A 15,739-nucleotide genomic window follows, 5' to 3' on the forward strand; every position below is an offset into this window, starting at 1 on the left:
CGGTTCTGATCGACCGAAACTGAGCGCTACACAAGTCCAACGTGGAGAACTCGAATGAACAAAATTTCGATGCTATTGGGTGGCGCTTCTGTTGTGATCGCCATGCCGGCATTTGCGGCTGACATTGTTATTGGCGTGCCCAACTGGCCGTCCGTTAATGCGACCGCGCATATCCTCAAAGTCGCGATTGAAGAGAACCTCGGCCTGGAAGTAGAGCTTCAGAACGGCACGAACCCGATTGTTTTCGAAGCTATGGATTCGGGGCGATGCATGTGCACCCCGAGGTCTGGATGCCAAATCAGCAAAACCTGCACGATACCTATGTCAAAGACAAAGGCACAGTAACATTCAATGGCAACGGCGTTGAAGCATTCCAGGGCATGTGCGTGGACAAAGCCACTGCCGAGGCCAACGGGATCACATCGATTGATGACCTGACGAACCCGGATATTGCGGCTTTGTTCGACAGCAACGGGGACGGTCAGGGTGAGTTGTGGATTGGCGCGCCAGGATGGGCGTCGACCAATGTCGAAAAAATTCGCGCGAAATCCTATGGCTATGATCAGGTATTCGAACTTACTGAGATCGATGAAACGGTTGCTTATGCCAACCTCGACAATGCGATCAAAGCCGGGGATGCATGGGTCGGCTTTTGCTACACCCCGCACTACGTGTTCGAATTGCATGACCTGCAAGTCCTGGAAGAACCAGCATATGACGAGGCCAAGTGGACTGTGATTCAGCCAACGGACGATCCTGACTGGCTTGCCAAATCCGATGCGGGTGTCGCATGGGATCTGGCGTATCTGCATCTGCATTATGCGAAATCGCTGGAAGAAGAGTATCCGCAGGTTGCCACCATGTTGGCAAACATGAAGCTTGATACCGATACAGTGTCAGCCATGACCTACGCTCTGGTGATCGATGGCAAAGAACCATTGGCATATGCCCAGGAATGGGTCGGAGCAAACGAAGATGCCGTTCTGGGTTGGATGTCTGAGTGATCTTACCCGATCAGAACTGAAACAAATTCAGGCCGCCGGACGAAACCGGCGGCCTGTTGTGCATCAAAGGGACAAGTATGACCGAAACAGTCGTGAAGCTTACCGATGTCTGGAAGATATTCGGGGCGCGCACCGAAGAAGCCATGGCCGCCGTTCGAAGCGAAGGCATTGGAAAGCCCGAAGTTCTGGAAAGATTCAACTGTGTCGTTGGCGTACAGGGCGCGACATTCGAGGTGCCAAGGGGCGAGATTTTCTGCATCATGGGGTTGTCGGGTTCCGGCAAGTCCACCCTGGTCCGACATGTGAACCGGCTGATCGAGCCGACAGCGGGCAAGATCGAAATTCTCGGCCATGATGTCTCGAAAATATCCGAGGCAGAGCTACGACGTATTCGTGCCCAGCAGATCGGAATGGTGTTTCAACACATGGCGTTGATGCCGCATCGCTCGGTGCGGGACAATGTGGCGTATCCGCTTGAAATTCGTAAGGTTTCGAAATCGAAAAGATGGGCCGTTTCTGATCATGCGTTGGGATTGGTTGATCTGACGGGTTACGAGGATCGGCTGCCCAAGGAATTGTCTGGTGGGATGCAGCAGCGTGTGGGGATCGCACGTGCGCTGGCGTCGGATCCGGAAATTCTATTGATGGATGAACCCTTTTCAGCGCTTGATCCGTTGATCCGATTGCAACTGCAGGATCAGTTCAAGGCTCTGGTCGCTCAGCTAAAGAAGACGACGCTGTTTATCACGCACGATCTGGACGAAGCCATTCGCATTGGGCACCGGATTGCGATCATGAAGGACGGCGTCATTGTGCAGATAGGCACACCGGAAGACATCGTGATGAACCCGGCCGACGACTATGTTCGCGAATTTGTGCAGGGCATATCGAAGCTGAAGCTTGTGAAGGCACATTCGATCATGGCGCCGATGGACAGCTATTCCGGCTCGTTGGACGGTGCGACCCGTGCAGATGAAGGGGCCGATCTGGACCAGCTTATCGACCTCGCGGTTAATACAGACATGCCGGTGGTCATAACCGATGCAGGCCAGGATATAGGGGTTGTGACCAAACCACGTCTGCTGCGCGGAATCCAAGGGGGCAAAAATGACTGATACAGCAAGTGAAATCCAGGTCACAGCAGCCTCGGATATTGAAGTCGATCATGAAACGCTGGACCGTTCTATCCACGAATTCGCAGGCCCCAATGGGGATTACTACGTCAAGGCGTTTCACAAGATTCATGATGCCACCAGCGCGGTACCCAACACTTTCAACAAATGGGCCGCGGTTCTCGGGCCGTTTTGGTCTGCATCTCGGGCGATTTGGGGGATGTTCTGGACGTTCCTGATCCTTGAAATCATTGCGTGGGTTCAGATTGGGCGTGGCGCCTGGGGCAATCCCGGAGCCGATTTCGCCGAACGGGCTGCGCGTCAGCAAGACCGCGCAAATGAGCTATTGGCGCGGGCCACTGAAGCCACTGAAAAAGCGGACATCGATCGCTTTACCAAGCTGGCAGAAAACATCCAGAAGGCGGCGGATTCCAGCATGGAGAAGGCGCTGTCCGCGCAATCCGAAGCGGTTGGAATTCTGGTTACAGGGCTTCTGATGCTGTTGGTCTTCAAGTTGGTTCAAGGTTTCTATTCGGACAGGGTGTATGAAAAGCAGTACTCCAACTGGCGGACTGATCCCAAAAGCACGGAAAGCGGCCGCTCGATGCGAAACATGGTTCTTGGTGCTGTGTTGGTCGCTGCAATTGGCCCGCTGATTGTGTATAAATTCACCGTCAATTCTTCTATGGCCATGCTGGATGCGTTTCCCGAACTTGCGGTGTCAGAGCTGATTTTGGGCGAAGGGAATGGTACGTTGTTTTCTGCGCTGGCCTCTTGGATGGAAGCCCAGATCGATGCAGCCGCCGCCGCTGGCGGGGATGTTTTCGATGGCATCGTGGCTGGTGTGCGATCGGTTCTTGATGCCCTGACCATTGCCTTGATCGGATCACCATGGCCGGTTGTGATGCTTGTTATCTGCGTGACCGCATGGAGGGCTGCGGGTCCACGCGTGGCAATCTTCACGGCCTCTTCCTTGGCCTACATCGCGCTGTTGGGATATTGGGAAGTCGCCATGGAGACGGTCGCTTTGGTCGGAGCCGCGGTATTTTTATGTGTTGTCTTCGGAATCCCGCTGGGGATCTGGTTTGGCAAGTCCAAACGCGCGTACCGAGCAGCCGAGCCGGTGCTGGATCTGATGCAGACCCTTCCCGCCTTTGTGTATCTGATCCCGATTATCGCGTTTTTCGGAACCGGCAATCCACCCGGGATTTTGGCCACGATCATCTTCGGTATGCCACCGGTCATTCGATTGACCGCGTTGGGTATGCGCGGGGTCCCGGACAGCATCAAAGAGGCCGCCGTGGCCTTTGGCGCGTCCAAATGGCAGTTGCTGAAAGATGTCGAAATACCGCTTGCTTTGCCATCGATCATGACCGGTGTGAACCAGACCATTCTCATGTGTCTGTCGATGGTCGTTATCATCTCGCTGATTGGCGGCGGTGGGTTGGGCAAAGAGATCCTTGAAGCGCTGCAATATGCGGCCAAGGGACCGGGCCTGCTGGGTGGTTTTGCGATCCTCTTCCTCGCCATGGTGATGGATCGGATCGTACAAGGCGCATTCAGGCGCGAAGACGAGAAAATCTAAAACGTTCGGCGCCTCCGGGTTCTCCGGGGGCCCCTTTTTTGTTTTCTGCTGAGGCCAATCATGACAGACCGTTACGAAAAATCCATGATGGACAATCTTTATTGGTGGGGGGTGCCGACATTGTTCAGATGCCCTAATGTGGGGCCTGAGGATCAGGACATTGCGCTGGTTGGCGTTCCACATTCGACCGGAAACGGCACGACCGAGCGCGACCAGCATCTGGGACCCAGGGCTTTGCGACATGTCTCTGCCGTGCAGCGCCGGGTTCATTCGGTGTTCCAGATCGACCCTTGGAACAGTGCCCGGATTGCGGATGTAGGGGATGTCCCGTTTCCGCGCGCCAATGACAACGAAGATTGCATTAAACGGATCACAGCCTTCTACAAAGATATCGACACGGCAGGTGCACGCCCGGTTTCCATCGGTGGGGATCACTCGATTACGGGCGGGATTGTTCAGGCGCTTGGGGGCGGCAAGCTTGCTGGTGGTGAGCCGGTCAGCTTTCTGCATTTTGATGCCCACACGGATGTGTTTACCAAGGTCGACCACTTCCTGGGCGCCAAAAAATCTGCAGCGCATTGGGGGGCTTACCTGGCCGATCAGGGCCAGGTTGATCCAACCCGCTCGATGCAGATCGGACTAAGAGGTCACCCGCGCAGTCTGGATTGGCTGCAACCGTCATATGACTACGGTTACAACATCGTGACGATGCGGGAATTCCGTCAACGCGGTCTGGAAGATGTCGTTGCGCAAACGCGCGAGGTTCTGGGTGACCGCCCGGTGTATATCACGTTTGATCTGGATTGCCTTGATCCCACTGTCGCACCTGCGGTGTCAAATCTGGAACCCGGCGAGAAAGGCTTTGATATCGATGAAGCGGTTGGGTTGCTGCGCGCGGCGCGGGGTCTGAACATCGTCGGAGGAGATGTTGTGTGTATGATGCCGACCAAAGACAGCCCCAACAATATCACGGCGCTGACCGCTGCAGCCGTCATGTTCGAAATGATTTCGATGATCGCCGAGAATGTAAGCGCTAGGTAGATCGGCGCGCATCCACCGCCTGCGCCAGCACACACAGCAACTCGAACATTAACGAGATACCAAGCCACGCAGTGCCGCCATTGGGATCAAAAGGTGGGGACACCTCAACCAGATCGGCCCCGACAAGGTTTAGCGCGGACATCTTGCGAATAACCTGCTGGGCCTGAAAACTGTTGGGCCCACCAATCTCAGGCGTTCCGGTGCCCGGAGCGTAGGTCGGGTCGACAAAGTCGATATCATAGGTGCAGTAGCAAGGCGCAGACCCGACGATGCGGTGTACTTCCGCCATGACATCATCGATACCCCTGTCAAACAGCTCTTCAATACGGATGATGCGTATACCTTGGGCCTCACCCCATTCAATGTCTTCGGTATTGTAGGCGGTCCCGCGAATGCCAACCTGAACAAAGCGCTTGGGGTCAACCAGACCTTCCTCAACTGCGCGCCTGAACGGTGTCCCGTGGGTAAATTTGTGCCCGCCAAAGTAGCTGTCAAAGAGGTCTGTGTGACTGTCGAACTGGATCAGTCCCAATGGCCCCGATGCCGCCAATGCGCGCAGAACGGGCAGGGTTGTCAGATGGTCACCACCAGCGGTCAACGGAGTGATGCCCCTGTCGCACAGCCCGTTATAGAAAGCCGTGACACGCTCCAACGTATCGTCGATGTCCACCGGGTTCGGTGCGACGTCGCCCAGATCTGCGCAGTTGATCAGGTCGAACGGGCTGACACCTGTGACTGGGTTCATCGCCCGGATCATTGTCGAAAAGTCACGCAGTTGCCGTGGTCCGTGACGCGCACCTGGCCGGTTGGTCGTGCCCCCATCCCAGGGGATGCCGACAATCCCCAGATCAACCTCGTTGAACCGCTCATGATCCGGTGTCAGGGCGGGCAGGCGCATAAACGTTGGTACACCGGCAAAACGGGCAAGCTCCATCGCCGATACCGGTTGAAAGAAGGAATTGGCCATGCGTACCTCGTGCCCCTTTTTGCGTCGGCCGACCCTATCGGGTGAATTCCGCAAAGGGAATGATTTTGCGGGCGTCAGATCAGAATGCGGTACTTGCTGCGGATTTCTGCATCTTGCGAGGGGGTCAGATATTCGGGGCGATGGGTATCCAGAATTTCGCGCGCCCGGTCGCGTGCAGTGGTCCAGGCGTCCTTGGCGCCGTCCATTTCCCATGTCCTGGGTTCGCTGCGGTCTGCAAGAGACGGATAGAAATAGTCCCGCTCCATCGCAGCATAGGTATGTGTGCTGCCTAGAAAGTGACCGTCCCCCAAAACAGATTGGCAGATGGCTTCAAACCCCAGGTTTTCTGCACTCACTTCGATCCCGCGCAACGCGCGATAGGTATGTGAATGCATCTCATCATCCAGAACAAAGGCTTCGAAACTTGCCCCCAAAAGCGACGCGGTCATGCCCGAGCTTTCGTAGATCAGATTGCCGCCCGCCAGTGCCGCCGCCAATGACGTCATGCCTTTTTCCGCCCCGTATTGCGCGTCGATCGCCTTGGCGTCGGTCATCGATGAGGCGACGCCAGATGGCAGACCTAGCCAATTGATGATCTGTGCCGAAGCCGCGTTCAGAATAGCGGTTTCACCACTGCCCCCTGCAAAAGACCCGGTGCGCAGGTCCACGATGAACGGCCAATTTGAGAAAACCATCGGAAAGCCCGTTTTGATGGCGTTGACCATCACAAGGCTGGCCAGCGTCTCGGCCAGGGATTGCGCCAGGAATCCGGCCAGCGTTGCCGGTGCGGTCGCGCCGGCCTGAGCCGCAGTGATACAGGACATCGGGATGTTGTGCCTGACACACTCATAGACAACGTCCACCGCATCTTCCCCATACCGCAAAGGTGAGATGACCGGGCTGATGTGGGCTTTCAGAAAGGGGCGTTCCGAGAACTTGCCCGGGCCTCCGGCGACGATGTCCAGCATGTCCACGATGGGGGCGACGTGTTCCGCCAGCGTAAAGGATGTTGCGATCGGCTTGGTGGTATTTCTGACCAACGCGTAGACTGTATTCATATCCAGATCAAAAACGTCGGGCACATCCGTGGCGACGCAGCATCTGGTGAACCAACTTACGTTGCTAAGCGTGTCTTGCAGGCGCGTGAAATCGCGCAGATCCGCCAGCGTGGAAGGTCGATAAAGGCCGGTATCCAGATCCAGCGTTTGTACCGCGGCGCCCCCTGTTCCAAAGAACACACGATCACCACCAACCTCAATCGAACGACTTTCGTCCCGGCCATGCAGCACAAAGGTCTTCGCCGCCATGCGAACGGTGTCTTCGACCATGGCCCGCGGAAAAATGACTCGGTCCTGTTTGCCATCAAGCGCGCCTGCCGCCAGCAGGTCCTTGCGCAGCCTCTCGGGTACTTCGCCCATGCCCAGAGTCTCAAGTAGTCTCAACGCTGTGTCGTAGATCAGACCAATCTCGGCCTCGGTCAAAGGCTTGAAGGCTCCACCGATCTGACCGGGCGAGCACGGGTCAACTTCCGGTTTGGCTGCGCGCTGCACCAATCGGGCTTTGCGCCCGCTTCTCCGGCTATTGTCAGACGGCATTCTGTGGTCTCTCCTGCCTCGTTTCTGCCAATACGATAGGCGTGGTGTTGGCCGACCGGCAAAAGCCGCTGTGAAAATTTCGAAATCTAAAATCGCAGTTTCGATTTTCCGAAACCGGCATTTGCCGCGTTGCCGAAGGGTCGGGTTTGTTCCCAAGACTAAACAAAACAAACGGGGACGGTTTAGATGAAAACGCGTACTAAAGTTGTTGTCATCGGTGGGGGCATTGCCGGGTGTTCTACTTTGTACCACCTGACCCAAGAAGGGTGGACTGATGTGGTTCTGGTTGAACGCAACGAACTGACATCGGGTACCACTTGGCATTCAGCTGCGCAGGTGACCAATTTCGGTATGAACCAGACGATGGTCGGGCTGAAAACACACTCGATCCAACTGTATAGAGAGCTGGCCGAAGATCCGGACTATCCGATCAACTATCATCATGGGGATGGCGGAATCCGCTTGGCGAATACCGAGGCGCAGATGCAAGGCTACCACCATTTCGCGTCCATGGCTCGTGGAATGGATGTGCATTTCGAAGTGATCGACGCCGAAGAATGCGCCCGCCGTCATCCGCTGATTTCAACAGAAAACCTTATAGGCGGATTGTGGGATCCGTTGGACGGTGACATTGATCCGGCGCAACTGTGTCAGGCGCTGGCACGCCATGCGCGAAAGGCCGGGGCGGAAGTGTATCGCGACACCCCGGTCACGGGGTTGACGCAGCATAGCGATGACACCTGGACCGTTCAGACCGAGCATGGGGACATCGACTGCGACATTGTCGTCAATGCGGGCGGATACCGCGTGAACGAAGTGGGCGCGATGATGGGTGTGCATCATCCGGTCGCATCGATGGAACATCAGTATTTCCTGACCGAAGACATCCCCGCCATTCGTGATGCGGACCACCGGATTCCGCTGCTGAGATGCCCCATCAGCGACTATTATTGCCGTCAGGAAAAGAACGGCTTGCTGCTGGGGTTCTACGAACAGGATTGCAAAACCTGGGGTATGGACGGGATCAATCCGAATTTCGTCAATGCTTTGTGCCCAGACGATCTGGATCGGGTGACAGATGTTCTGGAAGGGGCCTTTGCCCGGATGCCCGCGTTGATGGAGGTTGGCATTCACACGGTGGTCAACGGGCCCATTACGTATACAATCGACGGGGCGCCCCTGGTTGGCCCGATCCCGGGTAAGCGCAACGCGTTTTGCATCATTGGATTGCGCGCGGGGCTTGGCGAGGGCGGTGGGCACGGATGGTTGTTGGCACAGCAGATCGTACACGGTGAAGCCTGCTATGACACCTGGTGCCTCGATCCCCGGCGGTTTGCCGGGCATGCCAATGTCGAACTGACGGCACTGAAAGCCATCGAGGATTACCAAAACGAATTTCGGTTCCACTTCCCTCATGAGCATCGCCCGGCTGGCCGGCCGGCGAAAACAACACCTTTGACACCGGTGCTGGCCGCGAAAGGTGCGGCATTCACTGTCGTCAACGGGTGGGAGCGGGTCGAATACATCAAGCCCCATCCGGATTTCACAACCTCTCTGAGTTTCGATTTTGACGAAGCTTTTGATCTTGTGGCTGCAGAAGTGCGGAATGTGCAGACAAATGTCGGGCTTGCTGAGGTCAACGGATTCAACAGGATCGAAATCACGGGTTCGGATCGCCACAGTTTTCTGGATCGGATGATGTGCGGAACCGTTCCCAAACGCGATGGCCGGATCGGGTTGGGATACCTATTGAACCACCATGGCATGGTTAAATCTGAGGCGACAGTCGCCAACATTCCAGCCAGCCATCGGGGTCAAGCGCGTGTTTGGTACGGCTCGGCTGCGGCCAGCGAAGGCCATGATATGGACTGGCTGTCACACCACCTGAAACCTGACGAAGACGCACAAATCCAAAGCCTGACAAACGATCAGACGGTCCTTGTTCTTGCAGGCCCCCAAGCCCGGAAAGTGTTGTCCGCGTGCGCGCGTGGCGACTGGTCGCGCGAGGCGTTCCCATGGCTCAGTGTTCGAGAGTGTTTCGTTGGTATCGCCCCAGCCACGGTGACGAATATCAGCTTTTCTGGTGAGCTGGCTTATGAAATCCATGTTCCAAATGCGTCACTGTACGCGGCCTATCTGGCGCTGGAAAAGGCTGGAGAGGCGTTCCAAATGGGTTTATTCGGTGCGCGCGCGGTCGAATCCATGCGGATGGAGAAAGGGTTTCTGCATTGGAAAGCGGACCTGATCACCGAGTATGATCCGTTTGAAACGGGTTTGGGGCGGTTCGTAAAACTGGAAAAGGGCGATTTTGTTGGTCGCCGGGCGCTTCTTCAGCGGCAGGAAAGCGGGTTACGAAAGCGTTTGGTCACACTGCACATTGATGCCACACACGCGCCTGCGTATCCCGGGGCGTCACTGATGAATGGGGCTGATGTAGTTGGCACAGTGACGTCTGGTGACTGGGGCCACCGAACCGGATTGAACTTGGCCTATGCTTTCGTAGACACGCCCTTTGCGGCCAAAGGAAACACATTAGAGATCGACATGTGTGGGCATCGTGCGCGCGCCGAGGTTATTGAACCGTCGCCGTATGATCCAAAGATGAGCAATGTACAAAGCTAGAACTGGTCAGAGGTTCCCTTACAGCGGAGGGGCAAATACAGACGGATTGCGACCGAAGAACCTGACCTGAAGGGTGGGTTTAGTAGATTTAGGATTGCCGCAACGAAGATAATCTGTTTCGATTTTTTCGAATATGTCGAAACATCAGGAAACGAGCAATTGCCAAAATCCCTGAGCCTCCGTTGGCTGGAAGTGTTCCAATTGATCGCCAAGTCCGGATCTATCCAAAAGGTCGCGTCCGAGACGGGGCTGTCGATCAGTACTGTGTCCAACCATATGCGCAGCCTGGAAACCGCCTTGGGTGTCGAATTGGTGGATCATAGCCGCCGCCCCATGGGTCTGACCCCGGCGGGTGAAGTCTTTTCCCGATATGTAAGAGAGGGGCTGACAGCGCTGAAACGTGGCGAGGCGGAAATTCGATCCGGGAACTGGCAACATGCGACCGCCCTCAGGCTGGCTTTGATCGATGAATTCGACAATCAGGTCGCGCCCGAGCTGTTTCGATTTCTGGCGCATGCCTTGCCGCGGTGTAACTTTCGCCACTTTACCCGCCCTAGTCATGAGATAACGGCCAAACTTCAGGAACATAAATTGGATGCCGGGGTGGCCTCGCGACCTGCTGGAAAAACGGAGGGGTTGGTTGAATATCCATTGTTGCGCGATCCGTTTATCGTGATCCTTCCCGAAAGCTTCCAAGGGGGCGCCGAGGATGTGGTGGCACCCGATCGGACCTGCCGTTCCTGCGCTATTCGCGAGACTATACAATCGGCAAGCAGATTGAGATACAGCTGACACGCAGTAAGTTCAGCCTGCCAAACCGGTTCGAACTGGAATGCAATCATTCGATTGTTGGACTTGTCGCCGAGGGCAGCGGTTGGGCCATAACCACGGCTGCCAGCTATCGGCGCGCTGAGCGGTTTCATAGCAACGTAAAGGCCCTGCCGTTTCCAGGAAGAAACTTCGTGCGCACAGTGTCGTTGTTTACAACAGACGTTTACCCGGCCTCCACCTCTTTGCTGATTCACAAGGTGCTGAGCCGTTTGATAAGGCAGAACTTTTGCGATCCAATGAACGCAAAGCTACCGTGGTTGGAAAACGATTTCCGTACATTGGAAAGTGGTTTGGCGTGACTACGAAATCGCTACTTAAGTTCGCTGGTTTTCCCCATGATCAAATGATGAATCCGCTTTTTGATGGGTGCGGGGAGGCCCGTGAAAGGGCGAAAAAACGCGATGATCAATCACGGCGCGGGCCGCGTCGCGCGTGATCGAGACACCAGAGCACCGACAAATTCTCCGCAGTCAGGGCTTTTGACCAAAAAGATCAAAGCTAATGATTGATTTTCTTTCCCCTCGACGGTTAAACACGCGCAAATCTTTTTGGGGAAGCAGATGACTGAACAACAAGGCGATCCGCGTCACCTTGAAACGCTGGACCGCGATCTGGCCCGCTTTTCCAATCTCGAGACGGCGACAAGCTATGTCGGCAGGCCACTGGTCGGGCCAGGGATTTCGCTGATCTTTGTTGTTTTGGCCGGTCTTGCTGCCGCGTTGTTCTTTGGACAAACCAATAACGCCATGATCGTCATCGTCGCCGCTTGCTTCGGTGCCTACATGGCGCTGAACATCGGTGCGAACGATGTCGCCAACAATATGGGCCCGGCAGTCGGTGCAAATGCGCTTAGCATGGGGGGCGCAATTGCCATCGCTATCGTGTTTGAAAGTGCCGGGGCACTGATCGCTGGCGGAGATGTCGTGTCTACCATCGCCAAAGGCATCATCGCGCCCGAAAGCATGGGCACCGCCGAGATCTTTATTTGGGCCATGATGTCCGCCCTTTTGTCGGCAGCTCTTTGGGTCAATCTCGCGACATGGGTCGGGGCGCCGGTATCGACCACGCATTCCGTTGTCGGCGGTGTGATGGGAGCCGGGATCGCTGCTGCTGGTTTTGCCGCCGTGAATTGGCCGACCATGGGCAAAATCGCAGCCAGCTGGGTGATTTCTCCGGTCTTGGGTGGTGCGGTTGCTGCTCTGTTCCTGTGGCTGATCAAATCCCGGATCATCTATCGCGAAGATAAGATCGCGGCGGCGCGCACCTGGGTGCCGGTGCTAGTTGGCATCATGGCTGGGGCTTTTGCCTCCTATCTCGCGCTGAAGGGGCTGAAGAAGATCATCAAGATTGATCTGCCAACCGCCCTTTTAATCGGCACGGCCATTGGAGGCCTGGTTTGGGTCACAATGATCCCGATCATTCGCAAGCAATCACAAGGGCTGGAGAACCGTAACAAATCGCTGAAGGTGCTTTTTGGCATCCCGCTGGTCGTCTCTGCTGCACTGCTGAGCTTTGCCCATGGCGCCAACGATGTTGCCAATGCCGTCGGTCCGCTTGCTGCAATCGTGCAGGCATCGCAATCCGGTAACTTTACCGAGGCTGTCAGCATTCCGTTCTGGGTCATGGTGATCGGGGCCTTCGGGATATCATTTGGCTTATTCCTGTTCGGACCCAAACTGATCCGCATGGTCGGGAGTCAGATTACCAAACTGAACCCAATGCGCGCTTACTGCGTGGCTCTGTCTGCCGCGATCACGGTGATCGTTGCAAGCTGGCTGGGGCTGCCAGTCAGTTCAACTCACATCGCGGTCGGAGGTGTGTTCGGCGTCGGGTTCTTCCGTGAATGGGATGCTGAACGCCGCATTCGAAACGCACGCATTACCATGCCGGACCGGCCCAATTACGCCCCGGAAGAACGCAGGCGTCGCAAGCTTGTACGTCGCTCTCACTTCATGACAATCATCGCGGCATGGGTCATTACGGTACCGGCAGCGGCCACATTGTCCGCGACAGTGTTTTTCCTGATCACCCTCGCCATGGGACCTGTCTAGACCACGTATTCATGTTGTTGAGTCAGTCACCAGTCAAGAGCTCATTGCGTTCTGAACGGTGAAGAAACTGGCCGCGAAGCCTTGATCACGGCAAGCTGGCGGTGTGGTGTCGATTTCTTCGGCAACACCGGGGTCGAGGACGATCTTCGTAGGCGGATCTGTATCTGGGATCTGATTTACGAGAATCTGGCAGGAAGCTGTGGTGTTAGGTCGTGCGTTGCCACCTAACAATCGGTACGATCCATCAAAGTGACCACTTTGGGCAGGCGCAGGCCGCTCATGTGTACTCGGAATCTTATGGTCGCAAGATGCGTGCCGGATGCAAGCCAGTTCTTCTCTAGATCCAGGATTTTACGGCCACGACCACTCGGCCGTTCGATCTTTCGCGTAGCTCGACACCTAATGCTTCGCCAACTACCACGGATCCAAGTCCGGCATCTTCAAGGATGTTGGCATGCAGGAAACAGTCTCGTTTGTCGTCAAAGACGTTCACAAATCCATATCGTTTTTCTAACGAGAACCACTTGACCCGCGCGGGTTCAAAGGAACTGGAAATCTCGGGTTTTGGGTCAACGACGATGTCAGAGGTTCGCTTGGCAGGCGGGGTTGAGTTCAAACTCAAAACCTCGACGATCTGCAGGCCTTTTGGTGTTATGCATGTGGTTGCATCAACAGAGCATCCGGCCGCAATGGAGTTTTGTCCAAAGTCATATACCGCGTTTTGATGCAACAACGCTTCTCGACCTGTGGTGTTGCAAACGACAAAGCCATATCCGCGATCAGGCGAGAACCATTTGAGTGTTCCCGAAATGTAGCCCTGAACGTCGCTACCAATTGTTGAACCATCCATTACCCAGCTTACCTACTACAACCAAAGCACTATTCTTGAAACAAACATCTAGAATGTGTTATTTTTTGGCTCGAGTTTTGGCAAATATATGAGAAGGCTATCGGGTGGCTGAAATGTTCATGGATGCCAGTTTCCAGCCTTTCTACCAGCATCCCACAGTCTTCGATTAACGTGTCGGATCAGGACGGTGGGCAGATCAGCTTAAACCAGTGCCGTTTCATTGCGGCCGTAACGATGCCGAGACGAAGTCTTTCACGCTTCCAATGATTTTTCGCATCGGAGTCTTTGAGAATACACTCCGCTCGGCACTGCTTTCCAGTATCTCAACGATCAACTGCGATACTTGGACGGCGTTGGGGACAGATCTGAAGTCACCTTCTACAACGCCGCGTTCGATCAGCGTGGTCAAGGTCGCAATCAGGTGCGCGCGGGTGTCCAGAAACAACTTTGCGATGTCCGGTTGGCGGATGGCTTCGCTGGTAATCTCCAAGCTTAAAATCACATTCTCTGGTGCAGATAGGTATTTTGCATAGGCACCTAAGAACTTGTCCAGTACCTTAGCTGCGGGCGACGGCTTCATCAGCATTTCAAGGAATGGGTCCACGTCTTTTCGTTCCAGTCGTGCGATTTCGACCAATACGTCGTGTTTGCTGGGAAAGTGGTTGTAAAGGTTCCCAAGGCTAACACCTGCACGGGCGGCGATGTCGCGCACACCGGTCTGATGATAGCCCTGTTCCAAAAAACATATGACGGCCGCTTCGAGGATTTGGTCTCGGCGTTTGGCCGTTGCTATGTCCCGGGCTGTCGCGGCACTGATTTCAGTCATTTTTACCAGAAAATATTGAATGAACGATCGTTCACAATATATAGCAAAAACCCACCGCCTGCAAGGCAAGGTGCGATACCGTCCGGAATAGAAAGGCCACCCAATGTCCGCGAACCCAGCCGAACCCAAAGCGAAACCACTTATGCGATGGGTTTGGATCGCAGGCGCGGTCGCGGTGTTGATTGCCGTCATTTTAGTTCTTCTGGAGGTAGAAGACACCGTCGACGTCGAGAAGTCCGACCTGCCGTCGCGACTGCCTACGGTTTCCGTTCTCATGGTCGCTTCGGCCGAGGTTCGTGCAGAGATATCGACATTTTCCGAGGTGCGACCTAGGTGGGATGCCGAGCTTCGATCTGCTGTGACTGGGCGCATAGTCGCAGTTCACGAACGCGCGCTAGCAGGATCAAAGGTTGCCAAGGGTGATCCTTTGTTCACGGTTGAAAAGGCCCAATATGAAAGCGCCGTCGCATCGGCGGAAATGGCGGTTGAAGAGGCTCAGCTTGCGCTGTTGCGGGCGCAAAACGATGTTACGGTCGCGCGTCGACAGTTCGAGAGGGATGGCATAGACCCACCGACCGAACTCTCGCTTCGGCTCCCACAATTGCGCATAGCTGAAAAGACGGTCGCGTCGGCACAATCAAGACTGGACGCGGCCCGGCGGGAATTGTCTGACACTGAGGTTACCGCTCCGTTTTCGGGTTTCGTGACACGTCGGGCCGCCAGCCTCGGCCAGACCGTGGCGCCGGGCGAGCCGCTGGTTCATCTTTCGGATGATCGTCAGTTTGAGCTTGTCGCAGCGTTCAGCCGGGCGGATTGGAAGTTATTGGAGCAACCGATTTCAGGGAAGATGGCGCGGCTTTATGATCGCGACGGTGAGGCCTTGGGACAGGCGCGCATTCGGCGCGGGGGTGGCTTTCTGGACCAGAACACGCGCCAGATGCGAGTGTTTCTGGAAGTCGCGGAACCGAACGATCAAATTTTGGCTGGCGACTATCTGCGCGTGTCTATTCCGGGTCGCCTGATTGACGAGACATTGACCCTGCCTGACAGCGCAATGACTCGCGCGGGCTTTGTGTGGTTGGTCGATGAAGATGATTTGTTGCGCCGGATAACGCCCAACATTCTATTTCGTTCAGACGGTACTGTGACAATTGCCGCCCCGCTTGGGGGCGGGCCATGGCGTGTCGCACGGACTCCTCTGGCATCGTTTTTGCCGGGTCAGCACGTGACGCCGCTGGAAGTCGAGGGTTGATTC

11 protein-coding genes and 1 pseudogene are annotated in these 15,739 nt (G+C 55.5%); 8 read left to right on the plus strand and 4 right to left on the minus strand.

Translation table 11 applies throughout. The features are described from left to right. Window positions 1-102: 102 nt before the first annotated feature. The 4 genes and pseudogenes from D9K61_RS19755 to D9K61_RS19770 all read left to right on the plus strand — a co-directional run bounded on the left by D9K61_RS19755 (window position 103) and on the right by D9K61_RS19770 (window position 4,742). Window positions 103-1,004: pseudogene (locus D9K61_RS19755) on the plus strand (glycine betaine ABC transporter substrate-binding protein). Between the two features lie 77 nt (window positions 1,005-1,081). Next, the gene (locus D9K61_RS19760) at window positions 1,082-2,119 is read left to right on the plus strand and encodes a glycine betaine/L-proline ABC transporter ATP-binding protein (RefSeq protein ID WP_120634923.1); all 1,038 of its coding nucleotides are present in this window, start codon (window positions 1,082-1,084) and stop codon (window positions 2,117-2,119) included. Continuing rightward, window positions 2,112-3,701, plus strand: coding sequence for a proline/glycine betaine ABC transporter permease (locus D9K61_RS19765; RefSeq protein WP_120634924.1), 1,590 nt, complete (start codon window positions 2,112-2,114; stop codon window positions 3,699-3,701). Before D9K61_RS19760 ends, D9K61_RS19765 begins: the two co-directional genes overlap by 8 nt. Window positions 3,702-3,761: 60 nt before the next feature. Further along, the gene (locus D9K61_RS19770; RefSeq protein ID WP_120634925.1) at window positions 3,762-4,742 is read left to right on the plus strand and encodes an arginase family protein; all 981 of its coding nucleotides are present in this window, start codon (window positions 3,762-3,764) and stop codon (window positions 4,740-4,742) included. On the opposite strand, the gene D9K61_RS19775 is transcribed toward D9K61_RS19770, so the two are convergent. Further along, window positions 4,735-5,709, minus strand: a complete 975-nt coding sequence (locus D9K61_RS19775) for an agmatinase (protein ID WP_120634926.1) — start codon at window positions 5,707-5,709, stop codon at window positions 4,735-4,737. The two genes, D9K61_RS19770 and D9K61_RS19775, sit on opposite strands and share 8 nt — an antisense overlap. Before the next feature lie 74 nt (window positions 5,710-5,783). Next, window positions 5,784-7,304 carry a trimethylamine methyltransferase family protein gene (locus D9K61_RS19780; RefSeq protein ID WP_120634927.1) on the minus strand — a complete coding sequence of 507 codons (1,521 nt, stop codon included), beginning with the start codon at window positions 7,302-7,304 and terminating at the stop codon, window positions 5,784-5,786. A 186-nt stretch (window positions 7,305-7,490) separates the two neighbouring features. Here D9K61_RS19780 and D9K61_RS19785 point away from each other — a divergent pair, with 186 nt between their 5' ends. The 3 genes from D9K61_RS19785 (at window position 7,491) to D9K61_RS19795 (ending at window position 12,808) form a co-directional block, all read left to right on the plus strand. Further along, complete coding sequence (locus D9K61_RS19785; RefSeq protein WP_120634928.1) at window positions 7,491-9,926, plus strand: FAD-dependent oxidoreductase; 2,436 nt, start codon at window positions 7,491-7,493, stop codon at window positions 9,924-9,926. A gap of 159 nt (window positions 9,927-10,085) precedes the next feature. Continuing rightward, complete coding sequence (locus tag D9K61_RS19790; protein ID WP_254055829.1) at window positions 10,086-10,718, plus strand: LysR family transcriptional regulator; 633 nt, start codon at window positions 10,086-10,088, stop codon at window positions 10,716-10,718. Window positions 10,719-11,317: 599 nt separating this feature from the next. Next, window positions 11,318-12,808: an inorganic phosphate transporter gene (locus D9K61_RS19795; RefSeq protein ID WP_120634929.1), complete on the plus strand. Its 1,491-nt coding sequence runs from the start codon at window positions 11,318-11,320 to the stop codon at window positions 12,806-12,808. 337 nt (window positions 12,809-13,145) lie between these two features. Here D9K61_RS19795 and D9K61_RS19800 read toward each other — a convergent pair whose 3' ends face one another. Both D9K61_RS19800 and D9K61_RS19805 read right to left on the minus strand, forming a co-directional pair. After that, the gene (locus D9K61_RS19800; protein ID WP_120634930.1) at window positions 13,146-13,658 is read right to left on the minus strand and encodes a cold shock domain-containing protein; all 513 of its coding nucleotides are present in this window, start codon (window positions 13,656-13,658) and stop codon (window positions 13,146-13,148) included. Window positions 13,659-13,875: 217 nt separating this feature from the next. Next, window positions 13,876-14,484, minus strand: a complete 609-nt coding sequence (locus D9K61_RS19805) for a TetR/AcrR family transcriptional regulator (RefSeq protein WP_120634931.1) — start codon at window positions 14,482-14,484, stop codon at window positions 13,876-13,878. 103 nt (window positions 14,485-14,587) lie between these two features. Between D9K61_RS19805 and D9K61_RS19810 the strand changes: the two genes are divergently transcribed. Next, window positions 14,588-15,736 (plus strand): efflux RND transporter periplasmic adaptor subunit, encoded by a 1,149-nt coding sequence (locus tag D9K61_RS19810; protein ID WP_120634932.1) that lies wholly within the window; start codon window positions 14,588-14,590, stop codon window positions 15,734-15,736. Window positions 15,737-15,739 lie beyond the last annotated feature (3 nt).

Source organism: Ruegeria sp. EL01 (genome assembly GCF_900313035.1).
Taxonomy (GTDB): Bacteria; Pseudomonadota; Alphaproteobacteria; order Rhodobacterales; family Rhodobacteraceae; genus Ruegeria.

Coding starts and splice junctions, on each gene's coding strand:
- D9K61_RS19760 (WP_120634923.1), top strand. CDS start 1,082: ATGACCGAAACAGTCGTGAAGCTTACCGATGTCTGGAAGATATTCGGG.
- D9K61_RS19765 (WP_120634924.1), top strand. CDS start 2,112: ATGACTGATACAGCAAGTGAAATCCAGGTCACAGCAGCCTCGGATATT.
- D9K61_RS19770 (WP_120634925.1), top strand. CDS start 3,762: ATGACAGACCGTTACGAAAAATCCATGATGGACAATCTTTATTGGTGG.
- D9K61_RS19775 (WP_120634926.1), bottom strand. CDS start 5,709: ATGGCCAATTCCTTCTTTCAACCGGTATCGGCGATGGAGCTTGCCCGT.
- D9K61_RS19780 (WP_120634927.1), bottom strand. CDS start 7,304: ATGCCGTCTGACAATAGCCGGAGAAGCGGGCGCAAAGCCCGATTGGTG.
- D9K61_RS19785 (WP_120634928.1), top strand. CDS start 7,491: ATGAAAACGCGTACTAAAGTTGTTGTCATCGGTGGGGGCATTGCCGGG.
- D9K61_RS19795 (WP_120634929.1), top strand. CDS start 11,318: ATGACTGAACAACAAGGCGATCCGCGTCACCTTGAAACGCTGGACCGC.
- D9K61_RS19800 (WP_120634930.1), bottom strand. CDS start 13,658: ATGGATGGTTCAACAATTGGTAGCGACGTTCAGGGCTACATTTCGGGA.
- D9K61_RS19805 (WP_120634931.1), bottom strand. CDS start 14,484: ATGACTGAAATCAGTGCCGCGACAGCCCGGGACATAGCAACGGCCAAA.
- D9K61_RS19810 (WP_120634932.1), top strand. CDS start 14,588: ATGTCCGCGAACCCAGCCGAACCCAAAGCGAAACCACTTATGCGATGG.